The sequence below is a fragment of the Streptodolium elevatio genome (genome assembly GCF_053592165.1).
In genome coordinates, this window is sequence record NZ_JBSFVE010000008.1 from 207525 (window position 1) to 223216 (window position 15692).

At 71.2% G+C, this 15692-nt stretch carries 12 protein-coding genes and 2 pseudogenes; 5 read left to right on the forward strand and 9 right to left on the reverse strand.

Features of this window, described 5'->3' with window-relative positions:
* Nucleotides 1-148 precede the first annotated feature (148 nt).
* The gene (gene tsf / locus ACWD12_RS17220; RefSeq protein ID WP_450100188.1) at nt 149-982 is read right to left on the reverse strand and encodes a translation elongation factor Ts; all 834 of its coding nucleotides are present in this window, start codon (nt 980-982) and stop codon (nt 149-151) included.
* A gap of 143 nt (nt 983-1125) precedes the next feature.
* On the reverse strand, nt 1126-2079 hold the full coding sequence (rpsB, locus tag ACWD12_RS17225; RefSeq protein ID WP_358352869.1) for a 30S ribosomal protein S2: 954 nt from the start codon (nt 2077-2079) through the stop codon (nt 1126-1128).
* 640 nt (nt 2080-2719) lie between these two features.
* Between rpsB and ACWD12_RS17230 the strand changes: the two genes are divergently transcribed.
* Both ACWD12_RS17230 and ACWD12_RS17235 read left to right on the forward strand, forming a co-directional pair.
* The gene (locus tag ACWD12_RS17230) at nt 2720-2962 is read left to right on the forward strand and encodes a hypothetical protein (protein WP_450100189.1); all 243 of its coding nucleotides are present in this window, start codon (nt 2720-2722) and stop codon (nt 2960-2962) included.
* A 388-nt stretch (nt 2963-3350) separates the two neighbouring features.
* Nucleotides 3351-3893: pseudogene (locus ACWD12_RS17235) on the forward strand (peptidoglycan DD-metalloendopeptidase family protein); the annotation flags it as partial.
* A 444-nt stretch (nt 3894-4337) separates the two neighbouring features.
* On the opposite strand, the pseudogene ACWD12_RS17240 reads toward ACWD12_RS17235, so the two are convergent.
* Both ACWD12_RS17240 and ppdK read right to left on the reverse strand, forming a co-directional pair.
* Nucleotides 4338-4904: pseudogene (locus ACWD12_RS17240) on the reverse strand (TetR/AcrR family transcriptional regulator); the annotation flags it as partial.
* 96 nt (nt 4905-5000) lie between these two features.
* Complete coding sequence (gene ppdK / locus ACWD12_RS17245) at nt 5001-7892, reverse strand: pyruvate, phosphate dikinase (RefSeq protein WP_450100190.1); 2892 nt, start codon at nt 7890-7892, stop codon at nt 5001-5003.
* 121 nt (nt 7893-8013) lie between these two features.
* Between ppdK and ACWD12_RS17250 the strand changes: the two genes are divergently transcribed.
* Nucleotides 8014-8598 carry a hypothetical protein gene (locus ACWD12_RS17250; protein WP_450100191.1) on the forward strand — a complete coding sequence of 195 codons (585 nt, stop codon included), beginning with the start codon at nt 8014-8016 and terminating at the stop codon, nt 8596-8598.
* A gap of 42 nt (nt 8599-8640) precedes the next feature.
* Here the strand turns inward: ACWD12_RS17250 and dusB are convergent, their stop codons facing one another.
* Nucleotides 8641-9828 (reverse strand): tRNA dihydrouridine synthase DusB, encoded by a 1188-nt coding sequence (gene dusB / locus ACWD12_RS17255; protein WP_450100192.1) that lies wholly within the window; start codon nt 9826-9828, stop codon nt 8641-8643.
* Between the two features lie 289 nt (nt 9829-10117).
* Here dusB and ACWD12_RS17260 point away from each other — a divergent pair, with 289 nt between their 5' ends.
* Nucleotides 10118-10759, forward strand: a complete 642-nt coding sequence (locus ACWD12_RS17260; RefSeq protein WP_450100193.1) for an NADAR family protein — start codon at nt 10118-10120, stop codon at nt 10757-10759.
* Nucleotides 10760-10842: 83 nt separating this feature from the next.
* On the opposite strand, the gene ACWD12_RS17265 is transcribed toward ACWD12_RS17260, so the two are convergent.
* The 4 genes from ACWD12_RS17265 to ACWD12_RS17280 all read right to left on the reverse strand — a co-directional run bounded on the left by ACWD12_RS17265 (nt 10843) and on the right by ACWD12_RS17280 (nt 14432).
* Nucleotides 10843-11421 carry a hypothetical protein gene (locus ACWD12_RS17265; RefSeq protein ID WP_450100194.1) on the reverse strand — a complete coding sequence of 193 codons (579 nt, stop codon included), beginning with the start codon at nt 11419-11421 and terminating at the stop codon, nt 10843-10845.
* Nucleotides 11418-12008, reverse strand: a complete 591-nt coding sequence (locus tag ACWD12_RS17270; protein WP_450100195.1) for an RNA polymerase sigma factor — start codon at nt 12006-12008, stop codon at nt 11418-11420. Before ACWD12_RS17270 ends, ACWD12_RS17265 begins: the two co-directional genes overlap by 4 nt.
* Before the next feature lie 193 nt (nt 12009-12201).
* A complete protein-coding gene (locus ACWD12_RS17275) occupies nt 12202-12711 on the reverse strand; it encodes a pyridoxamine 5'-phosphate oxidase family protein (RefSeq protein WP_450100196.1) in 510 nt (169 codons plus the stop codon).
* Nucleotides 12712-13049: 338 nt separating this feature from the next.
* Nucleotides 13050-14432 carry a glycine--tRNA ligase gene (locus tag ACWD12_RS17280; protein ID WP_358352881.1) on the reverse strand — a complete coding sequence of 461 codons (1383 nt, stop codon included), beginning with the start codon at nt 14430-14432 and terminating at the stop codon, nt 13050-13052.
* A gap of 179 nt (nt 14433-14611) precedes the next feature.
* Here ACWD12_RS17280 and ACWD12_RS17285 point away from each other — a divergent pair, with 179 nt between their 5' ends.
* On the forward strand, nt 14612-15601 hold the full coding sequence (locus ACWD12_RS17285) for a metal ABC transporter substrate-binding protein (protein WP_450100197.1): 990 nt from the start codon (nt 14612-14614) through the stop codon (nt 15599-15601).
* The last annotated feature ends 91 nt before the right edge of the window (nt 15602-15692 follow it).

Below are 15692 nucleotides of genomic sequence, written 5' to 3' on the forward strand. Positions count from 1 at the left end.
GACGAGGCCGCCCCCGTTTCGGTTTCCTGCACGGGTCCCTCCACGGAAGTGGCCTCCTCGTCTTTCCCGGCGCCGGGGACTCGGTACTCCGGTCCCGGACGCCTGTTCACCGCTGGTGTTGCCGGTACTTCTGGCGCTGCGAGCCGGATCAGACGCCGACGCGGAAGCGGGCGAAGCGCTTGAGCGAGACGCCTGCCTCGTCCAGGATCTTCTGCACCGACTTCTTGCTGTCCTTGGCGAACGCCTGCTCCAGGACGACGTTCTCCTTGTAGAAGCCCGTCACCCGGCCCTCGACGATCTTGGTGAGGGCGGCCTCCGGCTTGCCCTCCTCGCGCGCGGTGGCCTCGGCGACCTTGCGCTCGTTCTCGACGATCTCCGCCGGGACGTCCTCGCGGCTCAGGTAGGTCGGGGAGAAGGCCGCGATGTGCTGCGCGACGTCCTTGGCGACCTCGGCGTTCTCGCCGGAGAGCTCGACGAGCACGCCGACCTGCGGGGGCAGGTCCGGGCTGGTCTTGTGCAGGTACGCGGCCACGTAGCCGTCGGCGAACTGCGCGAAGCGGTCCAGGACGATCTTCTCGCCGAGGGTCGCGTTGGCCTCGTCGACGAACACCTGCACGGTCTTGCCGGGCTCGATCTCGCTCGCGAGCAGGGCGTCGAGGTCCGCGGGAGAGGTCTTGGCGACGTGTCCGGCGATCTCGTTGGCGACGGCGATGAAGCGGTCGCCCTTGGCGACGAAGTCCGTCTCGCACTTGAGCTCAAGCAGGACGCCGGCGGAGGTGCCGTCCAGGACGGCGACGACGGCACCGTTGGAGGCCGAGCGGCCCTCGCGCTTGGTGACGCCCTTCTGGCCCTTGACGCGCAGGATCTCGACGGCCTTGTCCAGGTCGCCGTTCGCCTCTTCGAGGGCCTTCTTGCAGTCCATCATCCCGGCGGCGGTGAGCTCGCGGAGCTTCTTGACGTCCTGGGCGGTGAAGTTCGCCATGTCAGATCTCTTCTTCTCGCGTGTCGTCTCGCGGTGGTCTTCGGGGGTTCCGTGCGGACGCGGCCGTGACCGGGTCGCGGGCGCTGCCCGCACGAATGCGAGGGGTACGCGCGGATTCCCGGCGTACCCCCCGCAACACGGCGTCAGGACTGCTCGGCCTCGACGGCCTTCTCGGTCTCGGCCGACTCCTGCACCTCGGCCTCGGCGGCCGGGGCCTCGTCGGCGGCCGGGGTCTCGGCGGCAGCCTCGGCCGGGGCCTCCGCGGCCGGCTCGGCCGCAGCCTCGGCCGGGGCCTCGGCGGCGGGCTCGTCGGCCTTCTTCTCGCCCTGGAGCTGCTCGAGCTCCCACTCGGCCAGCGGCTCGCCGGCGGCGACCTCGGGGGCCTTCGTGTCGGCCTGCGACGCGCCGGCGCGGGACATCAGGCCCTCCGCCACGGCGTCGGCGATCACGCGGGTGAGCAGCGTGACGGAGCGGATCGCGTCGTCGTTGCCCGGGATCTTGTAGTCGACCTCGTCCGGGTCGCAGTTGGTGTCGAGGATCGCGACGACCGGAATGTTGAGCTTCCGCGCCTCGCCGACGCCGATGTGCTCCTTCTTGGTGTCGACGATCCACACCGCGGACGGCACGCGCTGCATGTCGCGGATGCCACCGAGGGTCTTGTCGAGCTTGTCCTTCTCGCGCTTGAGGACGAGGAGTTCCTTCTTCGTCATGCCCGAGCCGGCCACGTCGTCGAAGTCGATCTCCTCGAGCTCCTTCAGGCGCTGGAGGCGCTTGTGGACGGTCGAAAAGTTGGTGAGCATGCCGCCCAGCCAGCGCTGGTTGACGTACGGCATACCGACGCGGGTCGCCTGCTCGGCGATGGCCTCCTGGGCCTGCTTCTTCGTGCCCACGAAGAGGACGGTGCCGCCGTGCGCGACCGTCTCCTTCACGAACTCGTACGCCCGGTCGATGTAGCCCAGCGACTGGATCAGGTCGATGATGTAGATGCCGTTGCGCTCCGTGAAGATGAAGCGCTTCATCTTCGGGTTCCAACGGCGGGTCTGGTGCCCGAAGTGGACGCCGCTCTCAAGCAGCTCCCGCATCGTGACGACGGCCATGGCCGTACTCCTTGTGGTACGCCCCGCATAACGTGCACGGGGCCTGCTCGGTTGTCCGCGCCGACGGGTTGTCCGCGCGCCTGACGCCCGTGACACCGCGCCGGGGGCCAGGCCCCCGGACCGAGAGGTGTCCCACCGGACCCGGCATCGTCTTTCCGCTGGTCACGAAATGACCGGTGGAAAACCGGAGGGCCCGAAGGTGGGCGTGCGAAGTCGGCCCGGAACCCCGGGCCGCTGTCCGAAGTGTACGGGACCCGGCGACCACGGGGCCAACCACCGAACAAGGGCCCCACTTCGGCCCCGGTCCGGACCCCGCGAAGACCTCCCGCGGGGTGGGGCGGGAAGCGATAGGCGACCGCCAGGCCACACCCACCGAGGCCGCAGCGACGGGCAGTTCGTCGGACGATCGGGCCGATCCCCTGCCTTCGGAAGTTCGGGGGGCGTGGGTTCGGAAGTTGCCGGTTCGGAGGGCGGGGTCGGAGGTTGCAGGTTCGGAGGCCGGGTTGCGAGGGTTGCCGTCGAAGACGTGGACACGAGAGGCACATCGATGGCACTCGGCAGGAGAGGCTCGCGTCGCATCGTCGTCGGCGAGGCCGCCTATCGGTGGCGGCTGCGAGGGCGACCTACGTACTCCCAGGGCTTGGGTTGGACGCCCTGCACCTACGCGGTGGAACTCGAAGGCGCGTCCGGGACGGTCCTGGTGGTCCATACCGGCCACGCGCATCCGGGGAACTGGCTCGTCCTTCCCAGTGCCCCTGTCGTTCCCTCGGATGTCGCCCGGACGATTCGACTCGCGTTGTCGCGCGGTTGGAACCCGCAGGCGCCGGGGCCGCCCTTCATGCTCGACCTGTCCAAGGACGAGGACGTCTCGCCGCGTCCGTGACTCGTTGTCTCGTTGTCTCGTTGTTTCGCCGACTCACCGACTCACCGACTCACCGGGAACTCGCCCGAAGACCGGCCGGGATACCGCCGACGGATCGCGCGCCCGGAGGATCAGTCGCCGGTGCCGCGGCGGGGCTGATTTGTCCACAGGCTTCGGACCACTTTCGCGGTACTCCACAGATCTTGGCCGGGTGGTCGGCGGCGTCCGCGAGATCGCGCACGCTCGGTCCATGACGCCTCCCAGCTCCGCCGCAGCCCATCACCCCGCACCCAACTCAGCGGGCAACCCCGCCCAGGGGCCCGCTCGCAGCTCCGCCCAAGCACCCGCGCACAGCCCCAGGCAGCGTGGTCCCGGCCACCGCCGCCCTGCCGGGCGTCCGCTTCGGCGGATGCTCCGGCGGGCCGTCGCGCGACCGGCCAGGAAGGGCGATCCGGCGGCAGTCCGGCGCCGGGCGCACCGGGCACCGAGAGACCGGGCCTGCATCCGTCCGCCCGCGCGTGCGGGGCTGGCCGCGCTCGCGGTCTGCGTCGTCGCGACGGCCGGGGTCGGGTTGCCGGCGCTCGCGGCGTCCCGTGCGATCCCTCCACCGCTCGTGCCGCCGCAGCCGACCGGGGCCTGGGTGTGGCCGCTCGACCCCCGCCCGGTCGTCGTGCACCTGTTCGCCCCACCGGACCACGATTGGCTGCCCGGCCACCGCGGTGTCGATCTCGCCGGAACGGCCGGGCAGCAGGTGCGCGTCGCGGGCGCGGGCATCGTCGAGTTCGCCGGCGTCATCGCGGGGAAGGGCGTCGTGACCGTGCGGCACGACCGGCGGCTCACGACGTACGAACCGGTCGCAGCATCCGTCGCACCAGGCACCGCGGTGGGCCCGGGTTCGGTGATCGGCACGCTGTCGGCGGCGCCCTCGCACTGCGCCGCCCATGCCTGCCTGCACTGGGGACTGGTCGACGGGCCCTCCGGCGCCGCCGCGCAGGGTGCCCCCGACTACCGGGATCCGCTCAAGCTGATGCGCGGCACCGGCGTACGCCTGTATCCGCCGCACGGTCCGCTGCCGACACCACCACTGCCGACCGGCACGGCGAGCACGCGGGCACGCGGTTCAGCGGGGCGTCGTCCATCTCGGCACCGCACATCCCGGTACGACGCATGTCTGCCGCACGGCCCGGCAGCACCGCATCGGGCATCGCCGCGACGCCGTCCGGCCTTGCGGCGCGGTAGCTCAGGCGTCCGCCGGCACCGCGTCGCCGTCGGCACCGACGTCGACGCCGGCTTCCGGTCCAGCGTGCGAGCCGACCGCTTCGGCGACGTCTTCGCCCGACTCGGCAGTCTTGGTCGGCTCGGCAGTCTCGGCCGACACCGGCAGCCGGACCTCCGCCACACCGCCCAGCACGAGGCCGAGTGTCGCGGCGGTGACCTCCGCGCCGTCGGCGCCGCACTCGATGCGGCGTACCGCGGAGTCGACCATGCCCTGCACGAGCGAGGCGACCAGCATGGGGTCGGGGTGGCCCAGGTCGGCGAGCGCGCTCACGACCAGCTCGACGATCCGGCCGTGCGCGGCACGTATGCGCTCGCGGGCGTTGGCGTCCAGCTCGCCGGTGGAGATGGCGACGACCACGCGGTGCGTGCGGTCGCCGACCAGCTCCAGCTGGCGGTTGACGTAGGCCGCGATCTTCCCGGCCGGGTCCTCGACCGCGGCCATGGCGTCCTCGACCTCGGCCACCCAGGCCGGGAGGTCCACGGCGCACAGTTCCTCGACGACGGCGGCCCGCGAGCGGAAGTACTCGTACACGGAGGAGCGGGCGAGGCCGGTGCGTTCCGCGAGGGCGGGGAAGGTCAGTGCGGCGAACCCGCCCTCGTCCAGAAGCGCACGGGCGGCATCGAGCAGCGCGGCATGTTGCATGGCGCGGTGCTCGGCGACGGATGCAGCACGTATCTTCGGCACGAGATCACTGTAGAGCGTCCTCGCGGGCCGGTTTCAAGAGTGGCCACAACACCTGCGTATTGCGGCCAACTCCACCAAAACCGACCGACCGCCAGGTCAGCGGGTGTCTCCGCCCTTCCCTCCGTCCCGCGCGACGGCGGCGCGACCGGCCTCCAGGCGGGCCACCGGCAGGCGGAACGGCGAGCAGGAGACGTAGTCGAGTCCCACGTCGTGGAAGAACCGCACCGACTCCGGATCGCCGCCGTGCTCGCCGCACACGCCGAGCGCGAGGTCCGGGCGCGTGGCACGGCCCTCGGACACCGCGAGGGCGACGAGCCGGCCCACCCCGTCCCGGTCCAGCGTCTCGAACGGGGAGACCCCGAAAATGCCCGCGTCCAGGTAGGCGGTGAAGAAGGACGCCTCGACGTCGTCGCGGGAGAACCCCCAGGTCGTCTGGGTGAGGTCGTTGGTGCCGAAGGAGAAGAACTCGGCGGCTTCCGCGATCTGCCCCGCGGTGAGCGCGGCCCGCGGCAGCTCGATCATCGTGCCCACCGGGAAGGACACCTCCGCCCCCGTCTCCTCGGCCACCGCGGCGAAGACCGAGTGCGCCTCGTCGCGGATGATCTCCAGCTCCTGGACGCCGCCGACGAGCGGGACCATGATCTCGGCGTGCGGGGTGCCGCCCTCGCGGACCCGCTCGGCGGCCGCCTCGGCGATCGCCCGGATCTGCATCGCGAACAGCCCGGGGATCACCAGTCCGAGCCGCACGCCGCGCAGACCCAGCATCGGGTTCTGCTCGTGCAGCCTCCGGACGGCGTCCAACAGGGCCCGGTCGTCGGCGTCCTCCTCGCCGCGGGCCTCGGCGAGGGCGACGCGCACGGAGAGGTCGGTCAGGTCGGGCAGGAACTCGTGCAGCGGCGGGTCGAGGAGGCGGATCGTCACCGGGAGTCCGTCCATCGCGGCGAGCACGTCCGCGAAGTCCCGGCGTTGCAGCGGCAGCAGCGCCTCCAGAGCGGCGGTCCGCCCGTCGTCGGTGTCGGCGAGCACCAGGCGCTCGACGTGCTTGCGCCGTTCCCCGAGGAACATGTGCTCGGTGCGCAGCAAACCGATGCCCTCGGCCCCGAACCGCAGTGCGCGCTCGGCGTCCTCGCCGGTGTCGGCGTTGGCGCGCACGCGCAGGCGCCTGCGCGCGTCGGCGTGCGCCATGATCCGGTGGACGGCCGGCACCAACGCGTCGGACTCGCCGTCGGTCGGGGCCGTGCGGCCCTCGAAGTAGTCGACGACCGCGGAGGGCACGACGGGTGCCTCCCCGAGGTAGACGCAACCGCTCGTGCCGTCGACGGAGATGACATCCCCTTCGCCGACCTCGATGCCGCCGGGGGCGGTGAAACGGCGCCGTCCGGGGTCGACGTCGAGCGATTCCGCCCCACACACACAGGTCTTGCCCATGCCACGGGCGACCACCGCGGCGTGCGAGGTCTTGCCGCCGCGGCTGGTGAGGATGCCCTCGGCGGCGACCATCCCGGCGAGGTCGTCCGGATTGGTCTCGCGGCGCACCAGGATCACGCGGTCGCCGTTGTTCGCCCATTCGACGGCGGTGTCCTGGTCGAAGACCGCGCGGCCCACGGCCGCTCCGGGCGAGGCCGCGATGCCCCGCGCGATCGGCCGGAAATCCCCGTCGTCGGATGCGTCGGCGCGCTCGGTGCGCTCGGTGCGCTCTGCGAACCGGGGGAACATCAGTTGGGCGAGTTGCGCGCCTGTGACGCGACGCAGTGCCTCGTCCTCGTCGATGAGCCCCTGGTCGACGAGTTGCGCCGCGATACGGAACGCGGCCTCGGCGGTGCGCTTGCCGACCCGGGTCTGCAGCATCCAGAGCGTGCCGCGCTCGATGGTGAACTCGATGTCGCACAGGTCCCGGTAGTGGTCCTCCAAGGTGCGCATGATGTCGAGGAGTTGGTCGTAGGAGGCCTTGTCGAGGCGTTCGAGGTCGGCGAGCGCCACGGTGTTGCGGATGCCCGCGACGACGTCCTCCCCCTGCGCGTTGGCGAGGTAGTCGCCGTACACCCCCTGTTTGCCGGTCGCCGGGTCGCGGGTGAAGGCGACCCCGGTGCCGGAGTCGGCGCCCAGGTTGCCGAACACCATCGCGACGATGTTGACCGCGGTGCCCAGGTCGTCGGGGATGCGCTCCTGCCTGCGGTAGAGCCGCGCCCGTTCGCCGTTCCAGGACGAGAAGACCGCGCGGACGGCCAGGTCGAGCTGGGTCCTGGGGTCCTGCGGGAAGTCCTGGCCGGCTTCCTTGGCGACGAGTTCCTTGTACGCGGTGACGAGGGACCGCAGGTCCGACGCGTCCAGGTCGAGGTCCGACGCGGCACCCTTGGCGTCCTTGGCCGACTCCAGGCGCTCCTCGAAAAGCTCGCCGTCCACACCCAGGACGGTCTTTCCGAACATCTGGATGAGCCGCCGGTAGGAGTCCCAGGCGAAGCGCTCGTCGCCGGCCTGGGCGGCGAGCCCGTCGACCGACGCGTCCGAGAGGCCGATGTTGAGGACGGTGTCCATCATCCCCGGCATCGAGAACGCGGCACCGGACCGCACGGACACCAGCAGCGGGTCGTCCGGCTGCCCGAGCCTGCGGCCCATGCGCTCCTCGAGCGCGGCCAGGTGGGCGTCGACCTCGCCGCGCAGGCCGGTGGGCTCCTCGCCACCGGCGAGGTAGGCGCGGCACGCCTCGGTCGTGATCGTGAACCCGGGCGGCACGGGCAGCCCGAGGTTGCTCATCTCCGCCAGATTGGCGCCCTTGCCGCCGAGCAGGTCCTTGAGGTCCTTGTTGCCCTCGGCGAAGGCGTAGACGTATTTCGGGGTGTTCGGCACGGGTATCCCCCTCGCGCACGACGGAGAGCCGCGTGACCGCCGCCGCGGAGCCGAGGGAGGCTCCGCGCAAGAACCGGCGGTATTCGCGCGGCCCAATTGCCCTGATGGCCGGGAGCGTACCCGCCCGCGTCGGTCGGGCATGCCCTCACACCAGGATCACGCCACGCGAGTGCCCCGGCACGTCGGCGCCGCCGAACCCCGCCGACGGCGGCCCGGGCGTAGTGCGGCGAGCTTTCGTGGCCGTCGCAGTAACATCGCGTGGATGTCCGACCCGCAGATGCCCGAGTCCTCCCGTCACCGGCAGCCGTACTGGCAGTCGTCGGACCCGGAGCAGCCCCAGCAACAACCCACTCCCGGACCGTTCCAGCACGGGCAGCCCCACCCGCAGCCGTACGGTCAGGCGGCCTACGGGCACGGGCCCTACGGAAGGCAGCCGTACCCTCCGCACGTCGGACCGGGCTACGGGCAGCCGCTGCCGTACCCGGTCGAGATGCCGAAGTCGGTGCGGACCGCGCGGATCATGGTCTACCTCCTTTTCGGCCTCACGTTCGCCGTGGCCGTCGTCGCCGGCGCCGCCGACCAATCCGCCCGCACCGCCGGGTTCGTGCTCGGGGCCTCCGTCACCAACATCGTCGCGTTCGTCCTGGCGCTGCGGTTCAGGACCGGGCGCCGGGGTGTGCACATCGGCGCCATCGTCTGTGCGAGCCTCGGCATCCTGGTCGCGCTCGGCCGTGCGGCTCAGGGTCAACCGCAGCTGCTGGTCGGGGCCGTCGTCCAGGGCGTGCTCATCGCGCAGTTGGCCACCGCTGAGGCAAGGACCTGGTTCACGCGTCCACGCACCCGGTAGCGGCTTGTCGGGGCCGGGAATCGGGCGTCCGCCCGCGGCCGGTCAGCCGCCGGAGTGGTCGAGCTCGGCGTCGGACGGCGGCGTGGCGCACTCGGGGTCGTCGAGCCAGCCCTCCGGGAGCACGACCTTCTTGCCCCCGGCCGTGCGGCCACGCGGGCCGTCGGCACCGGCGGGCCACGGCTGGTCCAGGTGCAGGCCGCCGAGGAGTTCGTCGAGGTTGGCGAGGTTGCCGACCATCGCGAGGCCGCGGCGCATCTCCGAGCCCACCGAGAACCCCTTGGTGTACCAGGCGACGTGCTTGCGGAAGTCCGTGACGCCGCGCTCCTCGCCCATCCAGCCACCGAGCAGTTCGGCGTGCCTGCGCATGACCGCGGCGACCTCGCGCAGCGCGGGACGCGCACGCTCGTCGCTGCCCTCGAAGACGGAGACCAGGTCGCGGAACAGCCAGGGGCGGCCGAGGCAGCCGCGCCCGACGACCACGCCGTCGCACCCGGTCTCGCGCAGCATTCGCAGCGCGTCGTCGGCGTCCCAGATGTCGCCGTTCCCCAGGACCGGGATGTCCACGGCCTCCTTGAGGCGGGCGATCGAGGACCAGTCGGCGGTGCCGCCGTAGTGCTGCTGCGCGGTGCGGCCGTGCAGCGCGACCCAGGTGACGCCCTCGTCCTGGGCGATGCGACCGGCGTCGAGGTAGGTCAGGTGCTCGTCGTCGATGCCCTTGCGCATCTTCATGGTGACGGGCAGGTGCCGGGCGTTCTTGACCGCCGAACGCAGGATGTCGCGCAGCAGGTTGCGCTTGTACGGCAGTGCCGAACCGCCGCCCTTGCGGGTGACCTTGGGCACCGGGCAGCCGAAGTTGAGGTCGATGTGGTCGGCGAGGTCCTCATCGACGATCATCGCGGCGGCGCGGCCGACGACGTCCGGGTCCACGCCGTACAACTGGATGCTGCGCGGGCGCTCGGTCTCGGCGAAGCGGATGAGCCGCATCGTCTTGTCGTCGCGTTCGACCAGTGCGCGCGTGGTGATCATCTCGCTGACGTACAGGCCTGCCGGGCGTACCTCGGTCGCGCGCTCCGCCTGCTCCTGGCACAGCGTGCGGAAGGGGGCATTGGTGATGCCCGCCATCGGGGCAAGTACGACCGGCGGCCATACCTCGACAGGGCCGAGCCGCAGCGGCGCGAACTCCGTCGCCGCCGGACGGGTCTCGACGGCGGGGGTCCCGGTCGGGGTCATAGCGGATCGCTCCTGGTCGGCTACAGCGGATGCACCCATTGTCACCCACCCGGTCCACTGCATTGCCGCCTGCGTTCCGGCCCGGTCCGTCCGCGTGGTCTGCGTGTCTGTTTGCGGTTCGGTCTTCGGTTTGGTCATCGGTTCGGTCTGCGATTCCGACCGCTCTCCGCTCACGTCCTGCCGCCCACCGTCTCGTTGTTCTCATAGCGAGAAAAACCAGTGGCCGCGGTGACCGCGGCCTGCCACGATTGCCGGGTCGGCATGGCCGCGAACATCGGAGGCGGGGAACATGAACGCGCAGACACAGCCCGGGTCGACCCACGAGGCAGCCCACGACGCGGCTCGTGAGGCGGCGCCCGGCAGCACCGCCGAGCCCCGCGACGTGGAGAGCCTGAAGGCGCTGGTCGCGACGGGCCGGCGCGTACGCTTCCTGCACTTCTGGGGGCACCAGCCCCAGGCCGACGGCTCGCTGGGGGCCGGGTGCCTCAGCCAGTGGTGGCCCTCGCCGTTCACGGTCGACGGCGTGACCTACGCGACGGCCGAGCACTGGATGATGGCCGGCAAGGCCCGCATGTTCGGCGACGCCGAGGCGGAGCAGCGCGCCATCACGGCCAAGCACCCCAAGACGGCGAAGGCAGTGGGCCGCCAGGTGCGCGACTTCGACGAAGCCACGTGGGTCGCGGGCCGGTTCGAGTTGGTCGTCGCGGGCAACGTCGCCAAGTTCGGGCAGGACCCGGCGCTGCGCGCGTACCTGCTCGGCACGAACACGCGGGTGCTCGTGGAGGCCAGTCCGCGGGACCGGGTGTGGGGCATCGGCCTGTCGGCCGCGGAGGCGTACGCCGACCAGCCGGAGAACTGGCAGGGCCTCAACCTCCTGGGCTTCGCGCTGATGGAGACGCGCGCACGCCTGCGGGCGGCGGACCCCGTCTGATCGCGCCACGGCCCCGGCTGCCGCGTGCCGCCGGGGCCGTGGCCGGGGGTCGGGCCGAGGGGCGGAAGGCTTCGGCCGCGGCGCTATTCCGTCGGCCAGGTTCTCAACTTCAGCGACGCGCAGGTCTCGCCGTTGAACGCGGGAAGTGCGGACACGTTCCCGTGGGCCACGCAGGTGATCAGGGGTGGCACCGGTAGGTCGGCTCCCGCCTGCGTCTCTCGGATGTGGCCCCCCGGAACAAGCATCCCGGTGCGCCACATCGACGAACAGGTCTTGAGCACCGGCCACGGTTCGCCCGAGTCTTTCGTGCCTCGGCCGATGCCGGCCACCGCGCCGTTGAACGTGTCGCCACCGCCGACGTCGGTGTCCGAGTAGCACCGAATCACGTCGGTGTTCTTGGGGCGGCCCGCCCGGCCGTCCCAACCGACGGCCACTCCCCCGGCACCCGCGAACACGGCCACCACGCCGACGAGTCCCCATCGTGCGCGCCGCGAGAACCGCCCGGCGCCGCGTACTCGCACCGGGCCCGCCGGGGCGGCATCGAGGAGCGGCGGCGGGATCGGGGCGCGCAGGAACTCGTCGTACACGGGTGCTCCGGCGGGGTCGGCGCCGCCGAGCAACGCGCGGATCGCGGCCTCGTCGCCGCTGCCGTCCCGCGTCATACACCTCTCCCCGCCGCGCTCGGCGCGGTCGCATCGCCGTCCGCGTCCCCGCCTGTGTCCATGTCCATGTCCATGCCCATGTCCACGTCCACCAACCCGCGCTCAAGATTCTTGCGTGCCCGGTGGATCCGCGAATGCGCGGCGTCGACAGTACGTAGTCCGAGCACCTTCGCGACGTCGCGGGCGCCCAGCCCCTCCCAGGCGATCAGCGCCAGCACCTCGCGGTCGCCGGCCGACAGCGCGGCGTACGCCCGTGCGGCCGCGGCCCGGGCGAGGACCTCCTGTGCCGTCTCGTCCTCGTCGGCCCGGGGCTCGGGAGCGGTCAGCGGATCGCGCTGCGCGCGCTGGAAGAGCCGGGTGAGCCGCGACTGCGCGCGGTTCGCGTTCTGCACGGTCAGATACGCCGTGCGGTAGAGGTACATCAGCTGCTCGGCTTCGGCGGGCCCGAGCCAAGTGTCCCGGCGGCGCCACGCGGCGGCGAACACCTCGGCCACGATGTCCTGCGCGCTCTCGGGATCGTGGGTCCTGCGCAGCACGTACTTGAGGACGGCCGCGTAATGCGTCCGGTACGCCTTGGTAAAGGGCACATCTGCCACGTTCTGAATGAACCTCCCCCGTGGGTCGCCGCTTGCGTTCCGACGTGTCCGGAAGGCGGGCGGCGGCGTGGACCAGGCCGCGAAATCCCGAGTGGCACAAGGGGATTCGCGGCCGGGCCAGGAGGCTACCAGCGGGTTGCACCCGCTGGGGAATCACGCGGGAGCGCTTGACAAGCCACGGCACTCACCTCCCTGCCTGGACCGGATCCGCGACCCAGATCCGGGCCGGGCGACCCGTCGCCAGGTCGCGCCCCGACATCACCTGGACGCGGAACGGGTCGAAGCGGAGCAGGTGGTAACCCGGGTCGTCCGGCCCCTGTCGCCAGTACGCGCGTGGGTCGTAGCCCACACCGCGCGGGCTGCCCTTCCGGTACAGCTCCCAGACGGCATGCTTGGTCTCGGGGTCCTCGACCCAGGCCGTGACGGCGTCCGCCGAGGCCGTGTTCTGCGAAGGCGCCCAGTACGACAGGGTCGAGTGCGGGTTCGCCGCGAGATGAGCCTTCTTGACGCGCGTCGGGAAGCTCGCGAGCCACCCGACCGGCCTGCCGTCGACCACCTCCCAGATCGGCAGCAGTACGCGTGCCCGCGGCCTCCCCAGGCCGTCGACGGTGGTCATCGTGGCGTACTTGATCTCGGCGACGGTACGCAGGAAATCGTCGGCGACGGCGGAGAATTCGCGGGTCGTGGTGGCCATGATGGTGCCCTCCTCGCAAGGTGGGGTCAGTTCCCACTGAGCCCCTCAGTTCCTTTTGGTGCCTATCGGCTCCTGGGAACATCGTGCGCCCGGCGCCGACCGCGCGGAAGTAGGCACTTCAAAGTGACCGAGGTACCCGCCGAGCACCGGGCAACGAGTCCGAGTGCCAAGGCCGCGCACCGACGGCCGCGCACCGCAACGCCGGCTCGGCACGGAGCGCCAAGGACAGTCCGGACACACCAAAGGCCCCGGGTTCCGATTTCCGCCATCACAGTGGCGGCACGGAACCCGGGGCCCGGGTACTGCACGAAAGCGCGGGCGCGCGAAGAAGCCGGCGCTCAGCAGCCCAGCAGGCGCGGCGCCAGGAACTCGCGCACGCGGTCGAGCGAGACGCGCTCCTGGCCCATGGTGTCGCGGTCCCGGATGGTGACCGCGTTGTCCTCGAGGGTGTCGAAGTCGACGGTGATGCAGAACGGCGTGCCGATCTCGTCCTGGCGGCGGTAGCGGCGGCCGATGGCGCCCGCGTCGTCGAAGTCGACGTTCCAGAACTGCCGCAGGTCGGCGGCGAGCCCGCGCGCCTTGGGCGACAGGTCGGCGTTGCGCGACAGCGGGAGCACGGCGGCCTTGACCGGCGACAGGCGCGGGTCGAGGCGCATGACGACGCGCTTCTCCATGACGCCCTTGGCGTTGGGCGCCTCGTCCTCGTTGTACGCGTCGATCATGAACGCGAGCATCGCGCGGTTCACACCGGCGGCCGGCTCGATGACGTACGGCATCCAGCGCTCCTTCGTCTCCTGGTCGAAGTAGGAGAGGTCGGTGCCGGAGTGCTTGGAGTGCGTCGAGAGGTCGAAGTCGGTGCGGTTCGCGACGCCTTCGAGCTCACCGAACTCGTTGCCGCCGAACTGGAAGCGGTACTCGATGTCCGCGGTCCGCTTGGAGTAGTGCGACAGCTTCTCCTTCGGGTGCTCGAAGAAGCGCATGTTCTCCTCGCGCAGCCCGAGCCCGGTGTACCAGTTCCAGCGCTCCTGGAGCCAGTACTCGTGCCACTGCTCGTCCTCGCCCGGCTTGACGAAGAACTCCATCTCCATCTGCTCGAACTCGCGCGTGCGGAAGATGAAGTTGCCCGGCGTGATCTCGTTGCGGAAGCTCTTGCCGATCTGCGCGATGCCGAACGGCGGCTTCTTGCGGGCGCTCTCCTGCACGAGCTTGTAGTTCACGAAGATGCCCTGCGCCGTCTCGGGACGCAGGTACGCGCGGCCCGACTCGTCCTGCACCGGGCCGAGGTACGTCTGCAGCAGCCCGTTGAACAGCTTCGGCTCGGTGAACGCGCCCTTGGTGCCGCAGTTGGGGCAGTTGACGTCGGCGAGGCCGTCGGCCGGCGGGCGGCCGTGCTTGGCCTCGTAGGCCTCTTCGAGGTGGTCGGCGCGGAACCGCTTGTGACACGAGGTGCACTCGGTCAGCGGGTCGACGAACGCCTCGACGTGGCCGGACGCCTCCCACACCTCGCGCGCGAGGATGACCGACGAGTCCAGTCCGACGATGTCGTCGCGCGAGGTGACCATCGAGCGCCACCACTGGCGCTTGATGTTCTCCTTGAGCTCCACGCCGAGCGGTCCGTAGTCCCACGCGGCCCGCTGGCCGCCGTAGATCTCACTGCACGGGTAGACGAACCCGCGGCGCTTGCTCAGCTGGACGATGGTGTCGATCTTGTCGGCGGCCACGATGCTCTCTTCGGTGCGACGATGCGGTCAGTGACGGTGTTCGCACAGGGTACCGGCGCGCGGAGTACCGCGGCCACGTCGTTGTCACCCGCAATGGCGCAGGCCCGTCGGCCCGCGCGGCATCCGCCCCGAACATGCGCAATTGACAATCATTGTCATCTAAGTTGAGAATGATTGTCATGAACATACGCCGCGCCGTCCCCATGTCCCTGCTTGCCGCGACCACCGCGTCCGCGCTGCTGCTCACCGGGTGCGGCACGGACGACAAGGCCGGGGCGTCGGGCAGCGGATCGGTGGACGTCGTCGCGTCGTTCTACCCCCTCAAGTTCGTCGCCCAGCAGGTCGGCGGCCCCGAGGTCAGGATCACCAATCTGACCAAGGCCGGCGCCGAGCCGCACGACCTCGAACTGACCGCCAAGCAGGTGGCGAGCGTCTCGGACGCCGACGTGGTGCTGTACCTCAAGGGCTTCCAGCCCGCCGTCGACAAGGCCGTCGACCAGAACAAGCCGAAGCACACCGTCGACGCGAGCGCGCTCAGCCCGCTGGAGACGCACGGCACCGAGGTCGACGGCTCCGGACACGCGGGCGAGGAAGACCACGCGGAGGAGGAGCACAGCGCGGACGACGGCCACGACCACGCCGTCGGCGACGGCGGCGACCCGCACCTGTGGCTCGACCCGACCCGCCTGGCCGCCGTGGCGAACGGCGTCGCCGAGACGCTCGCCCAGGCCGACCCCACGCACGCCCAGGACTACCGCACCCGCGCCGCCGACCTGAGCGGCAAGCTCGACGCCCTCGACAACGAGTACAAGACCGGCCTGGCGACCTGCCAGCGCAGGGAGTTCGTCACCAGCCACGCCGCCTTCGGCTACCTCGCCGAGCGCTACGGCCTGCACGAGGTCGCGGTCAACGGCGTCAACCCCAAGTCCGAGCCGGCCCCGGCCCGCATCGCCGAACTCCAGAAGCTGGTGAAGGAGAAGGGCGTCACCACGGTCTTCTTCGAGACCCTCGCGAGCCCGAAGACCGCCGAGACCCTGGCCCGCGACACCGGCGTCTCGACCGGCGTCCTCGACCCGATCGAGGGAATCAAGGACGAGGGCAAGGCCGACTACTTCACCGTCATGCGCGCCAACCTCGACGCCCTGCGGAAGGCCCTCTCATGCTCGTGAACTCACGTCGGCGGCAGGGGCAGGTGCCCGCGCAGCCCGGCCGACCGGGGCAGCGCGCCCATGCGGCTCCCCCCGCCCCGTGCCAGGGTGG